The sequence below is a fragment of the Jatrophihabitans sp. sgz311053 genome (genome assembly GCF_056135305.1).
This window is the reverse complement of the sequence record NZ_JBWAXP010000002.1, coordinates 446,816-468,553: the sequence shown is the minus strand read 5'-3', so window position 1 is coordinate 468,553 and position 21,738 is coordinate 446,816. Positions and strand designations below refer to the sequence as shown.

18 protein-coding genes and 1 pseudogene are annotated in these 21,738 nt (G+C 74.3%); 4 read left to right on the top strand and 15 right to left on the bottom strand.

The annotated features are described in order from the left end of the window. Window positions 1-72 precede the first annotated feature (72 nt). The gene (locus AC0NZQ_RS11200; protein WP_474529905.1) at window positions 73-1,515 is read left to right on the top strand and encodes an AlkA N-terminal domain-containing protein; all 1,443 of its coding nucleotides are present in this window, start codon (window positions 73-75) and stop codon (window positions 1,513-1,515) included. After that, complete coding sequence (locus AC0NZQ_RS11195; RefSeq protein WP_474529904.1) at window positions 1,512-2,012, top strand: methylated-DNA--[protein]-cysteine S-methyltransferase; 501 nt, start codon at window positions 1,512-1,514, stop codon at window positions 2,010-2,012. The genes AC0NZQ_RS11200 and AC0NZQ_RS11195 overlap by 4 nt, the downstream gene beginning before the upstream one ends. A gap of 31 nt (window positions 2,013-2,043) precedes the next feature. Here AC0NZQ_RS11195 and AC0NZQ_RS11190 read toward each other — a convergent pair. The 12 genes and pseudogenes from AC0NZQ_RS11190 to AC0NZQ_RS11135 form a co-directional block, all read right to left on the bottom strand. Next, window positions 2,044-2,175, bottom strand: a pseudogene (locus AC0NZQ_RS11190) (VOC family protein); the annotation flags it as partial. Window positions 2,176-2,279: 104 nt separating this feature from the next. Continuing rightward, window positions 2,280-4,391 carry a transglutaminase TgpA family protein gene (locus AC0NZQ_RS11185; protein WP_474529903.1) on the bottom strand — a complete coding sequence of 704 codons (2,112 nt, stop codon included), beginning with the start codon at window positions 4,389-4,391 and terminating at the stop codon, window positions 2,280-2,282. After that, window positions 4,388-5,566 carry a DUF58 domain-containing protein gene (locus AC0NZQ_RS11180; protein WP_474529902.1) on the bottom strand — a complete coding sequence of 393 codons (1,179 nt, stop codon included), beginning with the start codon at window positions 5,564-5,566 and terminating at the stop codon, window positions 4,388-4,390. The genes AC0NZQ_RS11185 and AC0NZQ_RS11180 overlap by 4 nt, the downstream gene beginning before the upstream one ends. Before the next feature lie 7 nt (window positions 5,567-5,573). After that, window positions 5,574-6,587 (bottom strand): AAA family ATPase, encoded by a 1,014-nt coding sequence (locus tag AC0NZQ_RS11175; protein ID WP_474529901.1) that lies wholly within the window; start codon window positions 6,585-6,587, stop codon window positions 5,574-5,576. Further along, window positions 6,584-9,070, bottom strand: a complete 2,487-nt coding sequence (locus AC0NZQ_RS11170) for a hypothetical protein (RefSeq protein ID WP_474529900.1) — start codon at window positions 9,068-9,070, stop codon at window positions 6,584-6,586. Before AC0NZQ_RS11170 ends, AC0NZQ_RS11175 begins: the two co-directional genes overlap by 4 nt. Then, the gene (locus AC0NZQ_RS11165; RefSeq protein ID WP_474529899.1) at window positions 9,063-13,463 is read right to left on the bottom strand and encodes an FtsK/SpoIIIE domain-containing protein; all 4,401 of its coding nucleotides are present in this window, start codon (window positions 13,461-13,463) and stop codon (window positions 9,063-9,065) included. Before AC0NZQ_RS11165 ends, AC0NZQ_RS11170 begins: the two co-directional genes overlap by 8 nt. A gap of 10 nt (window positions 13,464-13,473) precedes the next feature. After that, a complete protein-coding gene (locus AC0NZQ_RS11160) occupies window positions 13,474-14,442 on the bottom strand; it encodes a hypothetical protein (protein WP_474529898.1) in 969 nt (322 codons plus the stop codon). Window positions 14,443-14,538: 96 nt separating this feature from the next. Next, the gene (locus tag AC0NZQ_RS11155; RefSeq protein WP_474529897.1) at window positions 14,539-14,808 is read right to left on the bottom strand and encodes a hypothetical protein; all 270 of its coding nucleotides are present in this window, start codon (window positions 14,806-14,808) and stop codon (window positions 14,539-14,541) included. Between the two features lie 71 nt (window positions 14,809-14,879). Further along, the gene (locus AC0NZQ_RS11150; protein WP_474529895.1) at window positions 14,880-16,370 is read right to left on the bottom strand and encodes a hypothetical protein; all 1,491 of its coding nucleotides are present in this window, start codon (window positions 16,368-16,370) and stop codon (window positions 14,880-14,882) included. Next, window positions 16,367-16,642: a WXG100 family type VII secretion target gene (locus AC0NZQ_RS11145; protein ID WP_474529894.1), complete on the bottom strand. Its 276-nt coding sequence runs from the start codon at window positions 16,640-16,642 to the stop codon at window positions 16,367-16,369. The genes AC0NZQ_RS11150 and AC0NZQ_RS11145 overlap by 4 nt, the downstream gene beginning before the upstream one ends. 89 nt (window positions 16,643-16,731) lie before the next feature. Then, window positions 16,732-17,562, bottom strand: a complete 831-nt coding sequence (locus tag AC0NZQ_RS11140; RefSeq protein ID WP_474529893.1) for a hypothetical protein — start codon at window positions 17,560-17,562, stop codon at window positions 16,732-16,734. A gap of 3 nt (window positions 17,563-17,565) precedes the next feature. After that, window positions 17,566-18,039, bottom strand: coding sequence for a ribose-5-phosphate isomerase (locus AC0NZQ_RS11135; protein ID WP_474529892.1), 474 nt, complete (start codon window positions 18,037-18,039; stop codon window positions 17,566-17,568). Between the two features lie 33 nt (window positions 18,040-18,072). On the opposite strand from AC0NZQ_RS11135, the gene AC0NZQ_RS11130 reads away from it, so the two are divergent. Then, entirely contained in the window at window positions 18,073-18,993 is a 921-nt protein-coding gene (locus AC0NZQ_RS11130) for a cytochrome c oxidase assembly protein (RefSeq protein ID WP_474529891.1), read from the top strand. On the opposite strand, the gene AC0NZQ_RS11125 is transcribed toward AC0NZQ_RS11130, so the two are convergent. Continuing rightward, window positions 18,977-19,315 carry a DUF952 domain-containing protein gene (locus tag AC0NZQ_RS11125; protein ID WP_474529890.1) on the bottom strand — a complete coding sequence of 113 codons (339 nt, stop codon included), beginning with the start codon at window positions 19,313-19,315 and terminating at the stop codon, window positions 18,977-18,979. The two genes, AC0NZQ_RS11130 and AC0NZQ_RS11125, sit on opposite strands and share 17 nt — an antisense overlap. Further along, window positions 19,315-19,998, bottom strand: coding sequence for a TetR/AcrR family transcriptional regulator (locus tag AC0NZQ_RS11120; protein WP_474529888.1), 684 nt, complete (start codon window positions 19,996-19,998; stop codon window positions 19,315-19,317). The genes AC0NZQ_RS11125 and AC0NZQ_RS11120 overlap by 1 nt, the downstream gene beginning before the upstream one ends. Before the next feature lie 108 nt (window positions 19,999-20,106). Between AC0NZQ_RS11120 and AC0NZQ_RS11115 the strand changes: the two genes are divergently transcribed. Beyond that, the gene (locus AC0NZQ_RS11115) at window positions 20,107-21,030 is read left to right on the top strand and encodes an NAD-dependent epimerase/dehydratase family protein (protein WP_474529887.1); all 924 of its coding nucleotides are present in this window, start codon (window positions 20,107-20,109) and stop codon (window positions 21,028-21,030) included. A 16-nt stretch (window positions 21,031-21,046) separates the two neighbouring features. Here AC0NZQ_RS11115 and AC0NZQ_RS11110 read toward each other — a convergent pair whose 3' ends face one another. Further along, window positions 21,047-21,670, bottom strand: coding sequence for a mycothiol-dependent nitroreductase Rv2466c family protein (locus AC0NZQ_RS11110; RefSeq protein ID WP_474529886.1), 624 nt, complete (start codon window positions 21,668-21,670; stop codon window positions 21,047-21,049). Between the last annotated feature and the right edge of the window lie 68 nt (window positions 21,671-21,738).

The window sequence follows — 21,738 nt, the reverse complement described above, 5'->3', positions numbered from 1 at the left end:
CCATCGCCAGCCGCCACGGCGATGTCCGATTCCCGCCAGCCACTGTCGGAGGGGCGAGGCAGACTCGACGACGTGCTCCTCCCCGACCACGACACCTGCTACCGGGCGGTGCAGTCGCGCGACCCCCGCTTCGACGGCTGGTTCTTCACCGCCGTCCGGACGACCGGGATCTACTGCCGGCCGTCCTGCCCGGCGATCACGCCCAAACCCGGCAACGTCACCTTCCATCCCAGCGCCGCGGCGGCGCAGCATGCGGGCTTCCGGGCCTGCAAGCGGTGCCGGCCGGACGCATCGCCCGGTTCACCGGAGTGGCGGCTGCGCGGCGACGTCGCCGGCCGGGCCATGCGGTTGATCAACGACGGCGTCGTGGACCGCGACGGGGTGCCGGGGCTGGCGCAGCGGTTGGGGTACTCCGAGCGTCAGGTGCACCGGACCCTGGTGGCCGAGCTCGGCGCCGGTCCGCTCGCGCTGGCCAGGGCCCAGCGGGCACAGACCGCACGCGTCCTGCTGGAGACGACCGGTCTGCCCGTCGGCGACATCGCCTTCGCCGCCGGCTTCGCGAGCATCCGGCAGTTCAACGACACCATCCGGGAGGTCTTCGACGTCACGCCCACGGCGCTGCGGGAGCGGGCCCGGCCGTCCGCGGTCGGCGCCCCCGGCACGGTGTCGCTACGGCTGCCGTACCGGGAGCCGATGGCGGTCTCGCTGGTGCTGGACTTCCTGGGCGCGCACGCCATTCCCGGTGTCGAGAGCTATCGCGACGGCGTCTTCCGACGCGTCTTCCCGGCGCCGCACGGTCCCGCTTCGGTGTCGCTGTCCGCGAGCGACGGCGTGGTCCGGTGCGAGGTCCGGCTCGACGATCTGCGCGATCTCGTCACCGTCGTGGCGCGGGTGCGCGGCCTGCTCGACCTCGACGCCGATCCCGAGGCCGTGGACGCCGCGCTCGCCACCGATCCGCACCTGGCACCGCTGGTCGCCAAGCGGCCGGGGCTACGGGCGCCGGGCACCGTCGATCCGTTCGAGACGGCGGTGCGGACGGTGGTGGGCCAGCAGATCTCGGTCACCGGATCGCGCACGGTGCTCGGGCGCATCGTCGCTGAGCACGGGCGGCAGCTCGACGAGCAGTGGCGGCTCTTCCCGACAGCCGAGGCCCTGGCGGCGGCGGACCCCACCACCCTGCCGATGCCGCGCGCTCGCGGGCGCGCCGTCGTCGCCCTCGCGACGGCCGTCGCCACCGGTCAGGTCGATCTCGGACCCGGCGGTGATCGCGACGAGGTCCGTGCGGCGCTGCTCGCCCTCCCCGGGATCGGGCCCTGGACTGCGGACTACCTGCTCATGCGCATCTTGGGCCATCCGGACGTCCTGCTCACCAGCGACCTGGTTGTCCGTCGCGCGGCCGAGGACCTCGGCGTCGGCCTCGACGGCGGCCGACCGGACTGGGCGCCTTGGCGTTCGTACGCCACCTACCACCTCTGGGCCCATCTCTACGCCGATCTCTGGAGCGTGACCGCATGACCGTCTACTGCCGTATCCCCTCCCCCCTCGGTGACCTGCTCGCCCTGGGCGGGGCCGCCGGAGTGACGCACCTGTACCTGCCCGGCGGCCGGCACCCGACCGATCCGCCGGCCGGCGCCGAGCGCGACGACGACGCCTTCGCCGAGCTGCAGGGGCAGCTGGCGGAGTACTTCGCCGGTGACCGGACGAGCTTCGACCTGCCGCTGCGCGCCGCCGGGACGCCCTTCCAGCACCGGGTGTGGCAGGCGCTCACCGAGATCCCGCACGGCGAGACCCGCAGCTACGGCGAGCTGGCCGCCGCCCTGGGTTCGCCCGGCGCCTCGCGGGCCGTCGGGCTGGCCAACGGGCAGAACCCGATCTCGATCGTGGTGCCCTGCCACCGCGTCGTCGGGGCCAACGGCTCGCTCACCGGGTACGCCGGCGGTCTCGAGGCCAAGAAGTGGCTGCTCGGTCACGAGGCTTCGGTCTCCGGGCTGCGGACCGGGCTCTTCGCCTGACCGGCCTCGTCGCGACCCGGTCACGCGTCGATCACGCCCCGTCCGCGACGACCTCGGCCTTGAACCCGGCGGAGTTCTCCAGCCACCCCGCGTAGTGATCCGGACCGCCGGCATGCGGGTAGCGGTCCTGGTACAGCGGGCGCCACCCGTGCTGCTCGGCAGCGGCCGCGGGGGTTGGCCCCACGTGAGCGCGCCCACGGGCGCCGCCCGACCGCGCCGGCATGGGGCCAACCGCGCGGGCATGGGGCCAAGCCCGGCGGAGCCGGGTCAGCGGCGCAGGAGCGGGCGCGGGTCCACCGGCAGCAGCAGTCGCCGGTGCGGCGGGAGGGTGGCGCGTGCCCGGCGGCGAAGCACCCGGAGATGACCCCAGACCGGCGCCGAGATTTCGGCTCCCGGCGCGAAGGCCTCCCGGTCGGCGGCGGCGGCGATGGCGGCAGCGGGCTCGCCGAAGAGCTCGGCGGCGTCGGCGGCGATCTGCGGCGCCGGCCGGTGCGGCGGTGGCCGACGCCCGACGAGGACGAGCAGGTCGACGAGCTCGGCCCACGCACCGCGCGCGCCGCGAGCCCGGTGGCGCCGGGTCCGCGACAGCCGCAGTCCGAACAGCAGCAGCACCCCCGCAACCAGGAGCGCTCCGAGGGCCGACAGCGCGATCAGCCACCCCGGCACGCCGCCGTCGGAGGGCTGGGACGCGGCCCGCGCAGCCGGCGAGGGCGCGGTGGTGGCGGGCGCCGCGGACGGCATCGGGGCCGGGGTCGGCGCTTGCTCCGCGCGCTTGGAGAGCCGCTGCAGCACGTCGTCGCGCAGCGCTGAACCGCCCCCGCCGCCATCGGCACCCGGCGTCGGGGAGAACGGTACCCAGCCCGCCCCGCCGAGGTAGACCTCGGGCCAGACCGTGGCGTCCCGACCGCGGACGGTGACGGTGCCACCGGACGATCGGCTGGCGCCCGTCAGGTCGAAGCCGACGACCAGCCGGCTCGGCAGCCCGACCTCGCGGGCCAGCACGGCGTAGGCGGCGGCGAACTGCTCTGCGGTGCCGACCCCCGCGCCGGCGGTGCCGTTGCGGCCGAAGAGGAAGGTCTGCAGCCGACCGTAGGACGACCCGCTCGCGGCCTTCGGGTCGACGCGACGACCGCTCGACACCGCGTTCTCCAGCGCGATTGCCTCCTCCAGCGGCGTCGAGGCACCGCGGACGGCGGAGCGGGCGTACTGCGAGAAGCCCACCGGCGCATTCGGCAGGGCGAGATAGCGTGCCGGCACGGACCGGGGCACCGCGGCCACCGAGAGCTGGCGGGTGGTCGGCGCGTCGCGCCGGGCGTCCAGGTCGTAGACGAGTCCCGGCCCCACCTGCCCCGGCCGGGCCAGCGTCCCGTCCTCGGGGTCGACCAGGACGTCGTCCAGCGAGGAGGCGGTCGCATAGCCGGCCGTCGGCAGCCAGACACCCCCCAGCCGTTCCAGGCTGACGGTCGCCCGGACCCGCTGCTGTCGCTGCGCCGGGGGCAGCGCGCCGCGCCGGACGAGGCCCAGCTGCTGGTATCGGGCGTCGAGCTGCCAGGCGGCGCCGGTGAAGGTGTCCAGCGTGGCCAGCTGCAGCCGGTCGGCGCCGGAGACCTTCGCCCGCAGGATGCGCACGGACGGGTTGGCCTGCCAACTGCGGAGCTGGACCAGCGGACTCGTGCGTTCCAGCTGGACGGTCGGCGGGGTGACGTGCTCGCGGGGGTCGAAGGCACCCGCCGGAACCAGCAGCCCGACCGCGAGCGCGACAGCGGCGACGAGCACGACGGGGACCACCGCGACCGGCCGCCACGCCACGGCGACACCGGCCCCGGTGCCGTCTCCGGTGTCGTCTCCGGTGCCGCGCAGGTAGGGCTGCGACCAGCCGCCGGCGGCGATGACGAGCAGTGCCACCGCGGCCAGCCCGTGCTGATCGGAGCTCCCGGCAGAGAGCAGCTGCGCGGCGCCGTACAGCACGACGGCCCCGACGACGGGGGCGAGCAGCGCGGAGCCGGCCCGTGCCACGCCGACGACCGCCGAGGCGACCAGCGCAGCGACGAGGAGCACTGCGAGCACCGCGGGCGCCAGCAGCGCACCGGTCGCCGGCGCCGGTCGGGCGACGGTGAGCAGCCGCGGCAGCGCGTCGGCCACGGCCACACCGTCCGAGCGCAGCACCCACCAGGCCAGTGCAGCCGCGAGGACGACGAGCCCGAGCAGGGCCGTCGTGGCACCGACCCGCAGCCGATGTCCCAGGGTCGCGACGGCGAAGGGGACGACGACGGCAGCCGTGATGAGCAGCGGCGCGAGGGCCCCGCGATAGGACGTCGCGAGGCCGAGAGCGGCGACGAGCAGCAGCGTGGCGGCCCACCCCGCCCGGACCCGGGTCACGCGACCACCGCGTCCCAGGCTCGCACCAGCTCCTCGGCCCGCGGCCCGCGCAGGACGAGCACGGCGCCGCGGGCCTCCACCTCGGCGGAGTGGGTGTCGAGGACGAGCACGACGCCGAGCGTGGCCCGGCCGGCCTCCGCGACGAGTCCCTCGACCGGACCGCCGGCGCCGGTCACCGCGACCACGACGTCCAGCTCGCGCAGCGCGAGCGGCACGGCGTCCGCCGCGGGCCGGGACCGCAGTTCGGAGAGCTCGCGCAGCAGCTGGTCGGCCCCCGGTGCCAGCATGCCGGGCGGCGCCGCCGGCAGCTCCAGGTCCAGACCGCCGGTCGTGCTGAGCAGTCGCATCGGGTGACCGGCGGCGGCGACGGAGGCAGCCAGCGAAGCGGCGACCTCGACGGCGTCCTCGAACTGCTCACCGGCATAGCGGCCGGCGCGGTCGTCCACGAGCAGTGTCAGGTGCGGGCGGGCGGGATCGGCGTCCTCCCGCACCATCAGCGTGCCGCTGCGGGCACTCGTGGCCCAGTGGACGCGCCGCAGGTCGTCGCCGGGGAGGTACTCGCGCAGCGCGACGAGGTCGGTACCACCCCGCTCGACCCTCTCGTCGGCTCCGACGTGACCACGGCGGACGCCACCCGGCAGCCCGCCGACCGGGAGCACCCGCGGCAGCACATGCACGGCCACCGTCCCGCCGACGGTCCCCGCGGCGACTGCGAGACCGGCCACGCCGACCCGGCGCAGCCGCAGCGGACCGACGCGGACGAGGCCCCGGACGGCGGTGGGGATGCGGTACGTGGCGGAGACCTCGCGGCCGGGCGCGAGGCGCGGCACCACGATCGGCACCCGCCGCTCGCCGATCCGTTCGTCGGCGTCCAGCGCGACGGCAAAACGCGAGCCACCGCTGCGGACCCGCAGGGTCGCCGTGCAGTCACCGTTGCGGGCCACCCGCAGTGGCGCGACGCGGCGCTCCGGGATCACCGGCGCCGGCAGCAGCACCGCGGCGAAGGCGGCGGCGACCAGCAGCAGCAGCCCCGATCCCAGGACCACCAGCCCGGCGTACTGCCAGCCGATCCCGGCGACCAGCGCCACCGCACCCAGGACGGCCGCCGCGACGCCCCGGCCGGTGGGACGCACCCGCAACTGCAGGCCGGGGCCGGCGGGCTCGGAGTTCGCCACTGCCGGACTAGTCGGCGTCGGGGCGGGGCACCGGGACGGCGGCGAGCACGTCGGCCAGCACCTCGGCGGTCGTCGTCCCGCCGATGGCGGCAGCCCGGGTGAGCTGGACGCGGTGACCGAGCACCGGCTCGGCCAGGTGCTGGACGTCGCTGGGGACGACGTAGTGCCGGCCGGAGGCCGCCGCCTGGACCTGCGCGCAGCGCACCAGGGTGCGCAGTCCCCGGGTGCTCACGCCGAGGCGGAGCCGCTCGTCGTCGCGGGTCCCGGCGCCGATCGCCCGGATGTAGCGCAGCAGGGGTTCGGCGACGTGGATGCCGGCGAGCACGCTCGTGTGCTCGGCGATCTCCGACGGCGTGGCGACGGCCGGGACGTCCGAGACCCGACCGGCGTGCCCACCCGGCCGCAACACCGAGATCTCGTCCTCGACGTCGGGGTAGCCGAGGGCGGTACGGACGGCGAAACGGTCCAGTTGTGCCTCAGGCAGTCTGTAGGTGCCGTCGAGGTCCACCGGGTTCTGCGTGGCCACGACCAGGAACGGATCAGGGACGGCGTGCGCGACGCCGTCCACGGTGACGGTCCGCTCCTCCATCACCTCGAGCAGCGCCGACTGTGTCTTGGCCGCGGCGCGGTTGATCTCGTCGGCGAGCACCACGTTGGCGAAGACCGGCCCGGCGCGGAAGGTGATGTCACTGCTGCGGGGGTCGTAGACCGAGGTGCCGGTGACGTCCGAGGGGAGCAGGTCGGGGGTGAACTGCACCCGGCGCGACTCGCCACCGAGCGCGGCGGCCAGCGAGCGGGCCAGGGTCGTCTTGCCGGTGCCCGGCACGTCCTCGAGCAGCACGTGACCGCCAGCGAAGAGCGAGGTCAGCACGAGCTCGACGGTGAGTCGCTTGCCCTGGACCGCGACCTCCACGGCCTCGGCCAGCCGGGTGTGGAGCTCGCGGAAGCGGGCCACCGCGGCCTCGCTGACGCCGACGTCACCCCGCGGGCCGGTGGTGGCCCGGGGTTCGGTCATCGTCATCGCAGCCACCGTCCCACACCGACGGCCGCCGGGCGGCTCGGTCGGGCAGCGGGACGGTCGGGGTCGAGATCCAGGCGGGGCGAGAGGAACGGGATCTGGCAGTTGCGGTCCGGGCAGGAAGGCTGCGGATCGCAGATCGGCCGCTGCTGCGGGGACGCACCCGGGCCGGCGAGGCGCCGCTCCCCCGCCGAGTTGAGGCACACCTGCCGGTACACCACTCGCTGCGTGGCGTGCGCCGACTCGACCGTCCGCCCGGAATCCGACGCCACGATCCAGAACTCGTGGGAGCCGGACTCGTAGTACTCGTAGCTGCGGCTCCACCCGCTGGCGTTGCAGGGCACGCTCTCGGCTCGCGAACCGTCGACGTAGAGGTCGCAGGTGCCGATGAAACCGGCCCAGTCCGCAGGGGCGGTGACGGTGACGGTCGCGGTGGCCGGCGTGCCGGCGCTGTCGCTGCCGGCGGTGGCCGAGGTGGTGATGAGCTGCTCGCCGGCGCCGGGCATCGCCGGCGGCGCGGGTGCCTGCGTCGTCGACGGGGCGGGTGCCTGGGTCGTCGGCGCGGGTGCCTGCGTCGTCGGCGGCGCCTGTGTCGGCGTGCCGGGGTTGGTCGGCGCGCTCACGTCGTAGCGGCCGGTGGCCGAGGCGCCGGCCCCGGCGGAGTTGCGGGCGGTCACCGTGACGGTGCCCGAGCAGCCGTTGTCGCAGGGGACGGTCACCGTCGCGTTGAGATTGCCGGTCGTCTTGGTGGCCGAGCCGCCCGCGCTCACCGCGTAGCTCACCCGGGCGCCGTTGGCGGCGGCGGCCTGCCACGTGACGACGAGCGTCGCCTTCCCGCCCGAGACCTGCTGCGGGGTCACGGCGACCCCCGTCACCGCGCCCGGCGTGGTGGCGGTGGTGACCGAGTTCGTGGTGGCGTCCAGCTTGGCGTTGCGGACGTGGAAGGAGGTGGTGGTGCCGGGGTCCAGCACCGTGACGGTCGCGGAGGTGGCACCTGCGGGGACGCTGGCGACCTCGCCGCCGGTGCTGGTGGCCGTCACCACCGTCGCCCCGGCGCCGGAGACCGCGCCCCAGCTGACGAGGACGGAGCCGTCCGGCCGTGCCTGGGCGGTCGCGTCGGCCGGTGCGCTCGGCGTCCCCGAAGGGCCGCCGGAGGGGGCCCCGGACGGGTCGCCGGTGCCCGGCCCACCCTGACCCGGACGGTCGCCGCCCTCACCGCGGCTGCCGTTTCCGTGGCGCGGGTTGTTGTTGTCGTTGCGGCCGTGGTCGCCCCTCGGTTTGGTGGGCTCGATCTTCGGCGGCTGCGGCGGGGCGGGCGGCGGGGTGTTCGGGTTCTGCACGCCCACGCCCGGCGCGACGGTCGGGAAGTCACGGGTGTGTCCGGAGCCGTCGACGACGGTGGCACGCCCTGAGCCGGGGACGTCGATGACGAGCCGGCCACCGCTGACGGTGAGCTGCGGGTCGCCGTCGCCCGGCGTGGGGATGGCCGAGCCGACCTGCCCGCCGCTGGCGTCGAGCACCAGCACCTTGTGCGCCCCGGAGCAGGGGACGTAGACCTTGCCGTCGAAGGCGGTCGGCGCGCCGGGCCGGTCACAGCCATAACCGGAGACGTCGTCGACGACCGCGTCCTTGGGGCCGACGATGACGACCGAGCTCGTGCCCGGCGCCGACACCGGCACCAGTCCGTCGGGGCTGCGCTGCGGCCCGCGCAGCGGCCCGGTGACGCGCGGCGCGTCCAGGCGGGTGTCCCGGCCCGTGCCGACCCGGACGATCGCCCCCCGCGAGCCGATGAGCGTCACGCCGCGGTCGTGGCCGACGATGACCGAGCCGGGGCCCGCGCCCTGGACGGTGCGGGTGCTGATGGGCGCGAGGGCGGCGCCGGTCCAGTGCAGGCGCACCAGGTGCTGTCCGCTGTCGAGAGCCCAGACGTCGTGATTGCCGTCGACACCGACGTCCACCAGCGAGCCGCCGGCCGACCACGGCCGGCCGACGTCGGCCTGGGTGGCGGGGTCCACGGCGCGGACCGTGCCCCGGGTGAGGTCGGCGACGAAGAGCCGGGGGCCGGCGAGCATCACCTTGACACCCTCGCCGGGGCGCTCGGCACGGGTGCCGCCGACGAGCAGCGTCCCCAGATCGATGCTGGTGATCTTGCCGGTCTTGCGGTCCACCACGACGAGCTGACCGTCACCCTGCTGGATCGACAGCGTGCTGCCGGGGTCGGCGACCTGCAGCCGCACGTTGGCGCGCCCCACGACGGGGTCTATCTGCACCAGCTGGCCGCGCGCGCTGTCGGGGAGCCAGGCGAGGTCGTAACCGCTGCGCACCTGCTTGGTGGCCACGCCGCTGCCGAGGGTCATCCCCCCGAGCACGGCTGCCGCCGCCAGGACGAGTCCCAGCCGCGCGGTACCGCCACGGCCACCGAAGGCCGCCCGCGCTACCGTACGAACCCGGTGCTTCACCCCTGTCGGTGCCCCGCCGTCAGTCATCGCTCGCTCTTTCCCCACCCGCGCTGGACATTCCGGGGCAGATTACTTGAACCACACGGTTTCGTCCTGCCTCGCAGAGCAACCCCCGGCCGGGACCGGTCAACGGCTCGACCGTCTGGGTCGGCACGGAGACGCCGAGGACGGAGCCGTCGGGCAGGTCGGGCGAGAGCAGGACGCCCACCCGACCGCGCCGCGCCACCTGGGTCGGACCCGCGACGTGCTGCCGCGTCCGGGCGTCGTCGGTGTCGGTGACGACGACGATCGCGGTGTGCGAGCTGACCGCTGCGACGCTCGTCAGCTGCGCCAGGGCGACGCAGGCCTCGCGCTCGGCGCCGTTCTTCTCCCACTCGCGCTCCCAGGCGTGGGCGTCGTCGACGAGGACGAGCTGCCAGCCCCCGGCCGGCGGCGGCTCGGCGCAGAAGGCGACGACCGCGGCGGGGTCGGTGAGCACCAGGTCGGCGTCGACATCGACGTCACCCGCCCGCGGCCCGACGAGGACGATGCGCGTCGGCGGCTCGGACGAGCGGCGGGCCTGCGCGGCCAGCGCGACCAGGGCGCTGGTCCGACCGCTGCCGCCGCGACCGGCGATCAGCAGCGGGCTGCGCAGCAGCGGCAGGCTCACCGCGGCCACGAAGTCGGCGTCGACGGCGAGGGGCATCGTGTCGCGCTGCGGCGCGGGCAGCGCGTGGTGCGGCAGCCGCGCCGGCATCGGCGGGACGCCGACCGCCGGTCCCCCGCCGAGCAGGAGGGCCAGCTGCGCGATGCGGTCGGCCTGCGCGGGGGTGCCGGCGCCGCCGACGGTGGCGACCTGCAGCTCGTCACGCCCCAGCAGCGCACGTCCCGGTTCGGCGTCCGGGCCCAGGACGCCGTGGGGCACCCCGAGCATCTGGTAGTCGTCGTCGGTGGGCATCCGGAGCACGATGCGCTGCCCGAACGACGACTGCAGGCCGCTGCTGATACCGGTGCGCCGCGGCGAGGTGGCCGTGACGTGAACGCCGACGCGGCGGCCGTCCTGCAGGATCCCGGCGAGCATGTCGGCGTGGACCCGGCGCGCGGCACCGCCGGACTCCAGCGTCTCCAGCAGGCTGGGGAGGTTGTCGATAAGCACGTGGATGCGCGGCAGGGTCGCACCCAGCGCGGCGAGAGCCCCCACGTCGGCGGCGCCGCGCGAGGCGAGCAGCCGGTTGCGGTCGGCGACGGCGGCCCGCAGCATCCGCAGCAGCCGCATCACCCGCTCCGGCTCGGATTCGCCGATGACGGCCCCGACGACGGGCAGCCGGTCCAGGGTGCCGAGGGCACCGCCGCCGAAGTCGATGGCGTAGATGGCCGGTGCCACCGCCTCGGTGGTGGCGACCGACATCGCCACCGTCCGCAGCAGCTCGGTCTTGCCGCTGCCGGAGGCCCCGAAGACCAGGACGTTGCCGACGTGCGGGTAGTCGATCACCGCCGGGCCCTGCGCCTGGGAGGCCGGCTGGTCACGCAGGCCCAGCACCACCTGTCCGGCAGGTGGGGCCACCTCGTGGCCGGCGACGCTCACCCGGCCGCGGCTTGTGCACTCCAGCAGCGCCTCGGCGCCGAGCGCGGGGAGCCAGGGCTTGGCCGGCAGCTTCGCGCCAGTCTGCGCAAAAGCCTCCCGGACCGCCGTGACGAGTCGTTCCAGGTCGGTGCGCGGGTCGAGCGCGCCGGTGGCGGCGGCCGTCGCGGCGTGTGCGGCGGAGAAGGCCCGGACCTCGACCGGTGCCTGCGCCTCGGCCCGGGGTGCCCGGGCGCCGACCCAGGCGGCCTGGACGAGTTCGGCCGTGCCGTGGCCGGTACGTCGGATCCACGCGCGTCCCGGTGTCCGCCGCGAGATGCGGGCGGCCTCGGGGGTGTCGATGACGTCCGACGAGTCGTCCACCGACGAGACGCGCAGCGCGATGCGCAGGTCGGTGTTCGCCCGGACGTTCGCGGTGACGACGCCGGCGGGGCGCTGCGTCGCCAGCAGCAGGTGCATGCCCAGGGAGCGACCGCGCTGCGCGATGTTGACGACGCCGTCCACGAACTCGGGGACCTCGGCGGTGAGGGCGGCGAACTCGTCGACGCAGATGAGCAGGCTGGGTGGCGCGACCTCGGGATAGGCGGCCTCCAGGGCCCGCAGGTCCTTGGCGCCGTAGCGCTCCAGCAGCTGCTCCCGCGCGGTGATCTCGGCACCCAGCGAGGTGAGCGCCCGCTGCACGAGGGCCGGTGAGAGGTCGGTGATGTAGCCGACGGTGTGCGGCAGGTCGGCGCACTCGCGGAACGCCGCCCCACCCTTGTAGTCGACGAGCAGGAAGGTCATCCGCTCCGGCGGGTTGTTCAGCGCCAGCGAGCAGATCAGCGTCTGCAGCAGCTCGCTCTTGCCCGAACCGGTGGTCCCGGCCACGAGGCCGTGCGGGCCGTCCTCGCGCAGATCCAGGGAGACCACGCCGCCGGCGCCGACCCCGATCTGGGCCCGCAGTCCGCGGCGTGAGGCCCAGCGGTGCCGGATGCCGGCCGCGTCGTCGGGGTCGCCGAGGTCGGCGACGAGCTCGGGCAGCCGCGCGACGTCCGGCAGCGCGGTGTCGGCGGGGATGACGGCGACCTCGTCGGTGCACTCGACCATCGCCCGGGCCAGCCGCCAGACATCGTCGAGGCCGAGCTCGTCCACCTGCGTCAGCAGCTGCACGCCGGCGCGGTCGCGGTGCGCCAGCACGGCCACCGGTTCCGGGGCCGGCCGGTCGGGTCGGCGGGCCGCCTCGCGGGCGTCCGGCGCGGCGATCGAGGCGGCGAGGTCCAGCAGCACCGAGGTCCCGGCCGGCACCCGATCGGGATGACTGCCCAGCCAGACCAGGCGCAGCAGCCCGTTGGTCGCCAGCTCACCGGCCAGGGCGGCCTCGACGAGACGGCGCGGCACGCCGGCGTCCTCGTCGAGCAGGCAGATCGTCACGCCGCGCTCGCGGTCCTCGCCGGCGAGCGCGTCGAGCAGCACGGCACCGTCCGCGGCGCCGACGGCCACCGGCGCGAGGCCGCCGGCGCGCCGCGCGGTGTGCGGCAGCCAGCGCAGCCAGGCCTCGTGATGGGAGCGGGCCCGTCCCAGGACGGCCGCGACCGTGACCTCGGCCGGTGAGTGGTCGACGGCGAGGCGGGCGACGATCGCCCGGACCGCCGCGTCGACCTGCTCCGGGGCGCCGGTGACGGCGAGCGCCGCGGCCTCGGCGAGGCCGACGGGGACGGCCAGCTCGTCGAGGAAGCTCCGCAGCCGGATGTCGTCGCGGGCGGTCGTGGCCGCGGCCCGGTCACCGCCGTCGCGCAGCGAGGCGGTGAGCAGGGCCGGGACCGGCCCGGTGCCGACGCGGCAGGCCAGGAAGTCGGGGTCGCCGGGACGTCGGGTCCACAGCGCCCGACCGCGCAGCTGGGCACGGGTGGCCAGCGTGCGGAACTCGGGGTGGTCGTCCTGGGTGCGCAGTCGCTGCGCGGCGGCGGCCCGGTCGAGGCCGGAGAGCACCTCGTCGACCTCCTCTCGCCACAACCGGAGCGCCTCGGCGTGCTCCTTGCGGGCGCGGCGGCGCTGCTGCCACCAGGTGGCGAGCATGATCACCGGGTAACCGCAGACGTAGGCGAGGCTGAAGGTACTGCGCGACTGCGCGAGCAGCGCACCGCCGAAGATGAGCGGCATCGCGAACATCGCCCACTGCAGCGGCTGCGGCCGAGGCGGCGTCGGTGGCGCCGGGATGTCGAGGCTGCCCTCGGCGAGCGGTTCGCCGAAGCGCGGCGGGCGCAGCACGGCGCTCGATCGCGCGCCGGGCTCGCCGTCGGCCCGCTCGACGACGACGGCGCTGTCGCCGAGTCGGACGGGGCGTCCCCACTCCAGCGCGGTGGGGCCGGTGATGGCGGTGCCGTCCACCACGGTGCCGTGGGCCGAGCCCTCGTCGGTGATGGTGGGGCGGCTGCCCAGCACGAGGGTGGCGTGGCGGCGCGAGACCATCGGATCGCGCAGGGTGACAGCGCAGTCGCCGTCCCGGCCGATGGTGACGCCGTCGGAGGTGAGCACGTGGCTGGCGCCGGCATCGGGGCCGGCCACCACGCGGAGCAGTCCGCGACGGCGGGACGGCCGGGCCGGTTGCTCGCACCATGCGGCCGGGACGGTGACGACGTCGAGCACGTCACCGCTGGTCAGGCCGCACTCGGTGAGCAGCCGCTTGGCCGGCCAGGGCCGGCCGTCCTCGACCGGGGCGACGAGCACCGCGCGCCGGCCACGGGTGAGGTGCTCACCCAGCGCCGCGGCCAGATCGCCGACGGTGGCGCCGGGGCGGGGTTCGACGGTGACGTCGGCCGGCTGCAACCCGCTCTCGGGAGACGGCCGGACCGTCACCGTCCAACCCCGCACCGCGCTCATGACGGGCTGCTCACGACGCGGTGCTGCCGATGAGCGGGGTGGCCCCGACGACGACCGAGGGTGTCACGGCCGGGCTCGGGGTGAGGCTGGTGACGGGTGCGATGGCGGTGGTGGCCGGGGCGACCGTGGGCGACGGCGAGTGGTAGCTCGGCAGCGAGGTGCTCGCCGAGCTGGCGTCCCGCTGGGCGTTCGCGTGCTTGGTGAGGACGCTGCTCATCGTGCGCAGCGCCTCGCCGATCCGCGTCAGCCAGGGGATGACGGTGCCCTTGAGGTAGGCGATGAAGGCCGCGCCGAAGGGACCGAAGAAGGACGCCGCCGCCACGATCGCCTCGCAGGCCATCTTGACGCCGTCCACGATCTGGGCGGCCTGCGAGAACTCCTGCGAGAGGTGGTCCAGGCCGTCGACGTCCGCGCCGCGGAAGGTGCCGGTGGTCCCGGCGGTGGGCGCCGTGACGACCGGGGCCGCAGTCGCCGCTCCCGCTGCCGCCCCGGCGACCGGAGCGGTGGTGCCGCCGGTGCCCCTGGCGGGTGTGGTCGACGGCGCGGGGGTGGTGGGGGTGGCACCGACGGGGTGGGCCTGCAGGTACTTGCCCGCCTGGCCGAGCGCGCCCTTGGTGGAGGCGCCGCCGTGCCAGGTGCCCCACGGGCTCGCCTTGATGTCGGCGGTGGTGGTGGCGGGGTCGGCGCTGGCCTGCAGGTCGGCGCGGATCTTGTCGTAGTAGTGCAGCTTGATCGTCTTGATCGTCTGCGTCATCCCGGTCTCGTAGTCCGGGTAGGTCGCCACGCCGACGGAGTTCATGGAGCCGTAGGTCTTGTGTCCGAGCGTGCTGTTGAGCGGGTTGTAGGTGGCGGCGTTGTTGAAGTGGCCGCCCTCCTGGATCTGCCAGGCCATCACCGAGGTCATGTTCTCGGTGGTCACCGGGTAGCCCATGCGGGTCAGCAGGTCCCGGGCCCAGGACTCCCTGGTGAACTCGGTCATCGTCGTGCCTCTCGTGTGGTGGGTTTGCACCCGGCGGCGTCGCTATCCCGGCGCATACGCGCGAGATAGCGACGCCCGCGGGTGCAAACGGGTGGGTCAGCTGCCGGACGCCTGCGCCTGCTGGTCGGCCTCGGCGCGCAGGTGGGTGTAGCGCTCCTGCAGCTGCTCGACGACGTTGCGCAGCTGGACGGAGTAGATGGAGTCCCAGTCGCTGCGGAACTTCATCTGGTCCTGACCGGTCCACTGCGTGGCGTCGATCTGGCTGGTGAGGGCCGCGGTCGCGTGCGCGATCGCGTCGGAGTTGGTCTGCATCGAGGTGGCCAGGGACTGCACCTGCTCGATGTCCATACCGAGAACGCCGGTCATGTCTTCCTCCTGTGGGTGTGCGGATACTTGCTGCCGGCGCGCGGGTGCGTTCCGGACGGATATGGATCGGCTCAGCCGATGGCGCCCTGGTAGATCTCGGTGCGGGCCGCACCGTCTGCGTCGGCCTCGAAAGGCAGCGGGGTGGCGCCGAGGACGGTGCCGTCGCCGTGCTGCTTGGCCTCGCTCAGCACCGCGCGGGCGAGTGCTGCCGCGCCGGCGCCGATGCCGGTGGCCTGGCCCAGTCCGGTGACGAGTCCGTCGTGAGAGCCGATGGTCTGCGTCCGCAGCTCCGGCTCGGCCTGCGCGGCCGGGTGGGCCGCGGCCGTGGTGGCGTGCGTGGTGGGGGTCGTGGCCGGCGACGGGGCCGACGACGGGGCCGACGAGGTGTCAGGGTTCGCGCCGCCGCCACCGCCGAAGTCACCGCCACCACCGGAGCCACCGCCGGAACCGCCGCCGGCGGGGGCATGACCGGCGGGCAGGGCGGGACTCGTCGTCCCGCTGTGCGCCGGCGCGACATCGACGGTCGGGGTGTGCGTGTTGCCGGCGGCCGGATCCGAGACGGGGTCGAGCGGGGTGTGGATCAGCGGCGTGACCTTGCCGTCGGGCGAGATGTCGACCGGGATGCTGAGCACGCCAACGCTGTCACCGGGGTGCAGCGGGTGCAGCGTGCTGAGATCGATGCCGCCGGTCCCGAGCACCGGCGTGGTGGGGGTTGTCGGGGTCGTCGGGTCCGACGGCGTGGTCGGCGTCGTCGGGTCCGACGGCGTGGTCGGGGTCGTGGGGTCGGTCGGCGTGGTCGGCGTCGTCGGGTCCGACGGGGTCGTCGGCGTCGTCGGGTCCGACGGCGTGGTCGGGGTCGTGGGGTCGGTCGGCGTGGTCGGCGTCGTCGGGTCCGACGGCGTCGTCGGGGTATCCCCGCCGGAGCTGCTGCCCGGGTGGATGAGGTGATCGACGGCGGTGACGAGCCCCGTGAGCGCGGTGACGGCCTGGACGAACGGCGTCTCGCCGCTGGCCTTGGTCTCCCCCGTCGCGGCCCCGCCTGCGGCAGAACCGGACGCGGCGTCCGTCCCGCCGATGGTGGGCGGGGTGGCGACGGTCGAGCCACCGCCGGCCGCGGGGGCGGCGCCGGTGGCCGGTGACGTCGCCGTGACGGCCGGCGGCAGCGCCGGCGCCTGGCGGGTGTCACCGCTGGGCAGCTGCCCGACACCCTGGTAGCTCGGCAGCACCGTGATCGTCGCGCTGCTCGAGGACGTGCTGCTCGACGAGGCCTCACGCTGGGCGTTCGAGTGCTGCGAGAGCACCTTGGACATCGCCTTCAGCGCCATGGACACCTTGCTCAGCCACGGGATCACCGTCGCCTTGAGGTAGCCGACGAAGGCGGCGCCGAACGGACCGAAGATCGAGGCGGCGGCGACGATAATCTCGCAGGCCGTCTTGACCATGTCGACGATCTCGGCGGCGCCGGCGAAGTCCTTCGCCAGCCCGTCGAGGCCGTCGACGTCGGCGCCGAGGAAACCGGCCGAGAGTCCTGCGCCGGTCGTCGTGGCGAGCTCGCCGCTCATGACGAGGACGCCTCGTCCTGCATGTCGGCGCGCTGCCGGAGCAGGGCGGCGTGGTTGGTGAGGGCGTCGGTCGCGCCACCCAGCTGCTGGGCGAACGCGCCGTGCCACTCCTCGAGGAACTGCTGGGCGTAGACGCCGAACCACGGCGTGCTCTCCAGCAGCGAGCCGATGTTGCCGACGACACCGCGGATGGCGCTGACGCCGCCGTCCATGCTGTGGGCCGCCGACCGGGCGTAGTCGGTGTCCATGCCTTCGAAGCCGTGGTAGGTCATGCCGGGAACGCTAGGAGTGCCCGCCTTGTGGCGACTAGAGCCCGAGGGGCGGAAGGTTCCGTTTGCTTTTCGCCCGTCGATCGGGCGGGTCAGGCCCCGCGATCACGGGACGCCGCGGCGGCCTCGACCTCGTCCAGCTCCTCGGCCGTCACTAGCCGGACCTCGGCGGCGCGACGTCCCACCGCGAAGCGGACGTTCTGCACCCGCCCCTCGCCGCTGCGGCGGAACGGGTCGTCCTTGGGGCCGAAGGCGACCCCGGCGATGGAGCGGATCGCGTCGTCGACCCGCTGCGGCCGCTCCAGGTTCCAGGTGTAGCCGTGCCAGTGCCGGATCCGCTCGAAGATCTCCCGGTTGGACGGCGGCCGCGGGTAGTCATCCGCCCCGGAGAGCCACGGCTCGGCCAGTGCGAGCGCGACGAACCACTCCCGGGTGCCGCGGACCAACCCCGGCGCGGTAGCGGTCGGGCTGGCGTCGTCACCCGCCGGCGGCGACCACGACGCGTCGTCGGCGGCGCTGAGCGCGACGTCGATGGCGAGCGTCAGGTCGGCGAAGGAGCCGTCCTCGTGCTCGCGGCCACGCAGGACGACGAGCCGGTTCTCGCCCTCGTCCAGCAGCGCCGACATCGTGTCCACCAGCGTGACCCGACGCGCCCCGCCGGGGGCGTCGAAGAGCGAGGAGAGCTGCGCCTCCACACCACCGCGCCACCGCAGCCGGACCATCTCGTCACCGACCGAGAGCTCCCCCAGCAGTCGCGAGACGTGCGGGGCGCAACGCGGCAGCTCCAGTGCGGTGTAGCGCAGTTGGGCGGCGGGGTCCCCCTCGGGCAGCGCGGAGGCCGGCGAGCGACCGAAGAGCAGCGTCTCCCCCGAGCCCAGGACGGCCGTGGGCACGCCGTGGCCGCGCAGCGTGACCCGCAGCATGGCTCAGGTCGTCTGCTGGCCGGCGATCGCGCCGGTGCGCTCGTACTCGGCGAGCTCGGCGATCCGTCGGCTGTGGCGTTCGGCACCCGAGAACGGCGTGGCGAGGAAGATCTCGACGAAGCGGAAGGCGTCGGCCTCGGGGTGCTCGCGGGCGCCGATCGCCACCACGTTGGCGTCGTTGTGCTCGCGCGCCAGCCGGGCGGTGTCGTCACTCCAGGCCAGCGCGGCGCGGACGCCGGTGACCTTGTTCGCCGCGATCTGCTCGCCGTTGCCGGAGCCGCCGATGACGATGCCGAGGCTGCCGGGGTCGGCGACGACGCGGTGGCCCGCGGTGATGCAGGGCGCCGGGTAGTCGTCCTCGGGATCGAAGGTCTCGGCGCCGCAGTCGATGGCTTCGTGGCCGAGTCCGGCGACGTGCTCGAGCAGCCGGGCCTTCAGCTCGAAGCCGGCGTGGTCACTACCGAGGTAGACGCGCATGGACCGATCATTGCAGGGTGCCACCATGGGGTGGTGACCGCTGCGCTCGACAAGCCCGTCCCGTCGTCACTGCTGACGGCGTGGACGCTGCAGCCGGTGGCGCTCCTGCTCGTCGCCGGTCTCGCCCTGGGCTATGTCGCCGCCGTGCGCCGGCTGGCCGGACCGTGGCCGCGCTCCCGGTCGCTCATCTTCGGCCTCGGCCTCGCCCTGCTGCTCTGGACCACCTGCGGTCCGGCCGGGGTGTACGCCGGCTCGCTGTTCTGGGTCTGGACCTCGCAGGCGCTCGTGCTCTGGCTCGTGGTGCCGGTGATCCTCGTCTTCGGACACCCCGTGCAGCTGGCTCGTGCCGTCGCCCCGGCCCCGACCGCGCGGGTGCTGGCCTGGCGACCGGTCCGCGTCGTCGCCAACCCGTTCGTCTCACCGGCGCTGGTGCCGGTGCTGTCGTTCGCGATCTTCTTCGGGCCGGTGCCGGGTCTGGCGATCCGCGTCCCGGCCGCCGGCTGGCTGCTGCAGCTGCTGCTCGTCGCTGTCGGGGCCGGGATGGCGCTGTGGCTGGTCGGGCTGGACGACGAGTCGGTCTCGACCAACCTCGCCGGCATGGCGCTCGCCATCGGCATGATCGAGCTGGTCATCGACGCGATCCCCGGCATCGTCATGCGGCTGAACGACAACCTGCTGACGAGCTACTTCGACTACCGTGCCGCCCACGGCTGGGCACCCGGCGCCCTGGATGACCAGCGCCGGGCCGGCGCCATCATGTGGTTCATCGCCGAGATCATCGACCTGCCGTTCCTCGTCCTGGCCTATCGCCGCTGGCGGGCGATCGACGAGAAGGACGCGGCCCGCGTCGACGCCGTCCTCGAGGCCGAACGCAGCGCTCGCGGTGCCGAGACCGACGAGCCGTGGTGGCTCAGTGACCCGACGATGCAGGCGCGGCTCAAGCGTCGGGACTGAAGCTCCAGTCGCCGTTCGCGTCCCGGCGGATCGGATGCACGGCGGCCACGGCCGAGGTCGGGACCGGGCCGTAGAGGTGCGGGAACTCGGTGCCGCTGCCGTAGCTGTCCTCCACCCGCAGCTCGACGTCGACGCCGGCCGGGTCGATCTCGATCACGACCAGCTCGGGGACGTCGCGGTAATGCCGGTTGGCCGTCCCGGTGACCTGTTCGGCGAAGGAGAAGTGGATGAAGCCCTCCGCCGCCAGCGAGGGTGGCGCGTAGCTCCCGGCGGCGACGGCAGCGTCCCAGACAGCGGGGTCGACGAGGTGGAACAGGCGCATCAGGAGATCCCGAGGTAGTCCAGCGAGAGCCGGATCTGGTGGTCGAAGTAGTCGTCCGGGTGGGCGATGGCGTCACCGTAGCGGCCGAAGAGCTCGAAGCTGACGGCACCGAAGAGCAGTGCCCACATCGTCATGCCGCGGGCCAGCAGCGCAGGCGGGACCCCGTCGAGGCCGGGGTACTGCGCGATGCCGGCCAGATCGGCCCGCACCGGCCGGGACACCCGCTCGCGAGGGACGGCCAGGCCGGCCTCGACCGCCTCACGGAGCAGCCCCACCGCGAGCACCACCGGCCGCTGCGCCACCTCGATGGTGTCCTGCGGGGCGGCGTAACCGGGGACCGGACTGCCGTAGAGCAGCGCGTACTCGCTGGGGCGCGCGCGGGCCCAGTCCCGCACGGCGTGCCAGATCGCCGCCCACCGTCCTGCCAGGTCACGGCGGGGCACGGCGGCCTCGGCCTGCTCGACAGCCTCGGCAAGCGAGCCGTAGCCCTCGACGATGAGCTCGGTCAGCAGTGCGTCCCGGCTCTCGAAGTACCGGTACACCGCCGACGACACCACGCCGAGCTCGCGCGCGACGGCGCGCAGCGACAGGTCCGGTCCGTCGGTGGCGAGGTGGCGGCGGGCGATGGCCTTGATCTGCTCGATGGTCTCGGCGCGGGCCTGCTCCCGCGGTGTCGGTGCCATGACCCGAGTCTGCCACAACAGAGAGCACTGCTCTTGACATACACAGATACCGAGAGCGATGCTCTCTCTTGTCAACAGAGAGCACTGCTCACACAAGGAGAAATGATCATGTCCCTGCACGTCGTGGTGGGCGCCGGCCCCATCGGTACCGCCGTCAGCAACGAACTCCTGCGACGCGGCGAGCAGGTCCGCGTCGTCACCCGCAGCGGCACCGGCCCGGAGGGCACCGAGCGGGTCCGTGGCGACGCCTCGGACGCCACGCGGTTGACCGAGCTGGCCCGGGGCGCCGCGGCGATCTACAACTGCGTCAACCCGCCCTACCACCGCTGGGCGCAGGACTGGCCCGCTGTCTCCGATGCGCTCATCGCGGCGGCCGGCGCATCCGGGGCCGTCCTCGCGGTCACCGGAAACCTCTACGGTTACGGTGAGGTCGACGCCCCGATGACCGAGCAGACCCCGCTCGCCGCCACCGGCACCAAGGGCCGGGTCCGCAACCGGATGTGGGCAGACGCCCTCGCCGCGCACGAGGCCGGGCGGATCCGGATGTTCGAGGTCCGCGGCAGCGACTACCTGGGCGGCAACTCCTACCTCTCGACCGTGGTCACCCCGGCCTGGCGCAAGGGCCGGACGGCGATGGTCCCGGCCGACCTCGACGTGCCGCACACCTTCACCGATGTCCGCGACGTCGGCGTCCTGCTCGTCACCGGCGCCACGGACGAGCGCGCGTGGGGACGGGCGTGGCACGTGCCGAGCAACGACCCCGTCACCATGCGGCAGCTCGCCGGCATGGCGGCCGAGCAGCTGGGCGTAGCACCCAAGCTACGGTCGCTGCCCTACGCCGCCGTCTGGCTGGCCGGGGTGACCAACCCGTTCCTGCGAGAGTTGCGCGAGACGCAGCACCAGTTCCGCAAGCCCTACGTCCTGGACAGCACGCGGGCGCAGGAAACCTTCGGCCTCACCCCGCACCCGCTCCCGGACTCGGTCGCCTTCGACCTCGCGAACGACAAGCCCGCGGTCGGCTCCTCGGTCTGACCCCGGCCCCGGACGATCAGTCGAAGTGGAGGTCGTCCGTCCGGCTGCGCTTGAGCTCGAAGAAGTACGGGTACGAGGCGACGAGTCGCGAACCGTCCCACAGCTTCACGGCGTCGTCGCCGCGCGGGATGCGGGTGAGCACCGGACCGAAGAAGGCGACCCCGTCGATGTGGAGGGTCGGGGTGCCGACCTCGTCGCCGACCGGGTCCATGCCGCGATGGTGCGAGGCCTTCAGCTCCTCGTCGTACTCGGTCGAGTCGGCGGCGTCGGCCAGGCTCTCGGGCAGGCCGACCTCGCGCAGCGCCTCGAGGTAGAGCTCCCGGTCGAAGTCGCGCTTCTCGTTGTGCCGCTTGGTGCCGAGCGCGGTGTAGAGGTCGCGCAGGACCGCGGTGCCGTGCTGCTGCTCGGCGGCGATGCAGATCCGGACCGGGCCCCAGCCCGCGTCCAACATCGTTCGGTAGCTCTCGGGCAGGTCGCGGCCCTCGTTCAGCACCGACAACGACATCACCCGGAAGGTGAGGTCGATGTCGCGGTGCTTCTCGACCTCGAGAATCCACCGCGAGGTGATCCAGGCGAACGGACAGAGCGGATCGAAGTAGAAGTCGACGACAGGGCGCTCGGAGGTGTCGGCAGCAGTCACGTCGGGATAACTACCCGCCGGAGGAGACCTATTCCCACCCGGCGATCGTGGACCGGCACGCCGAACAA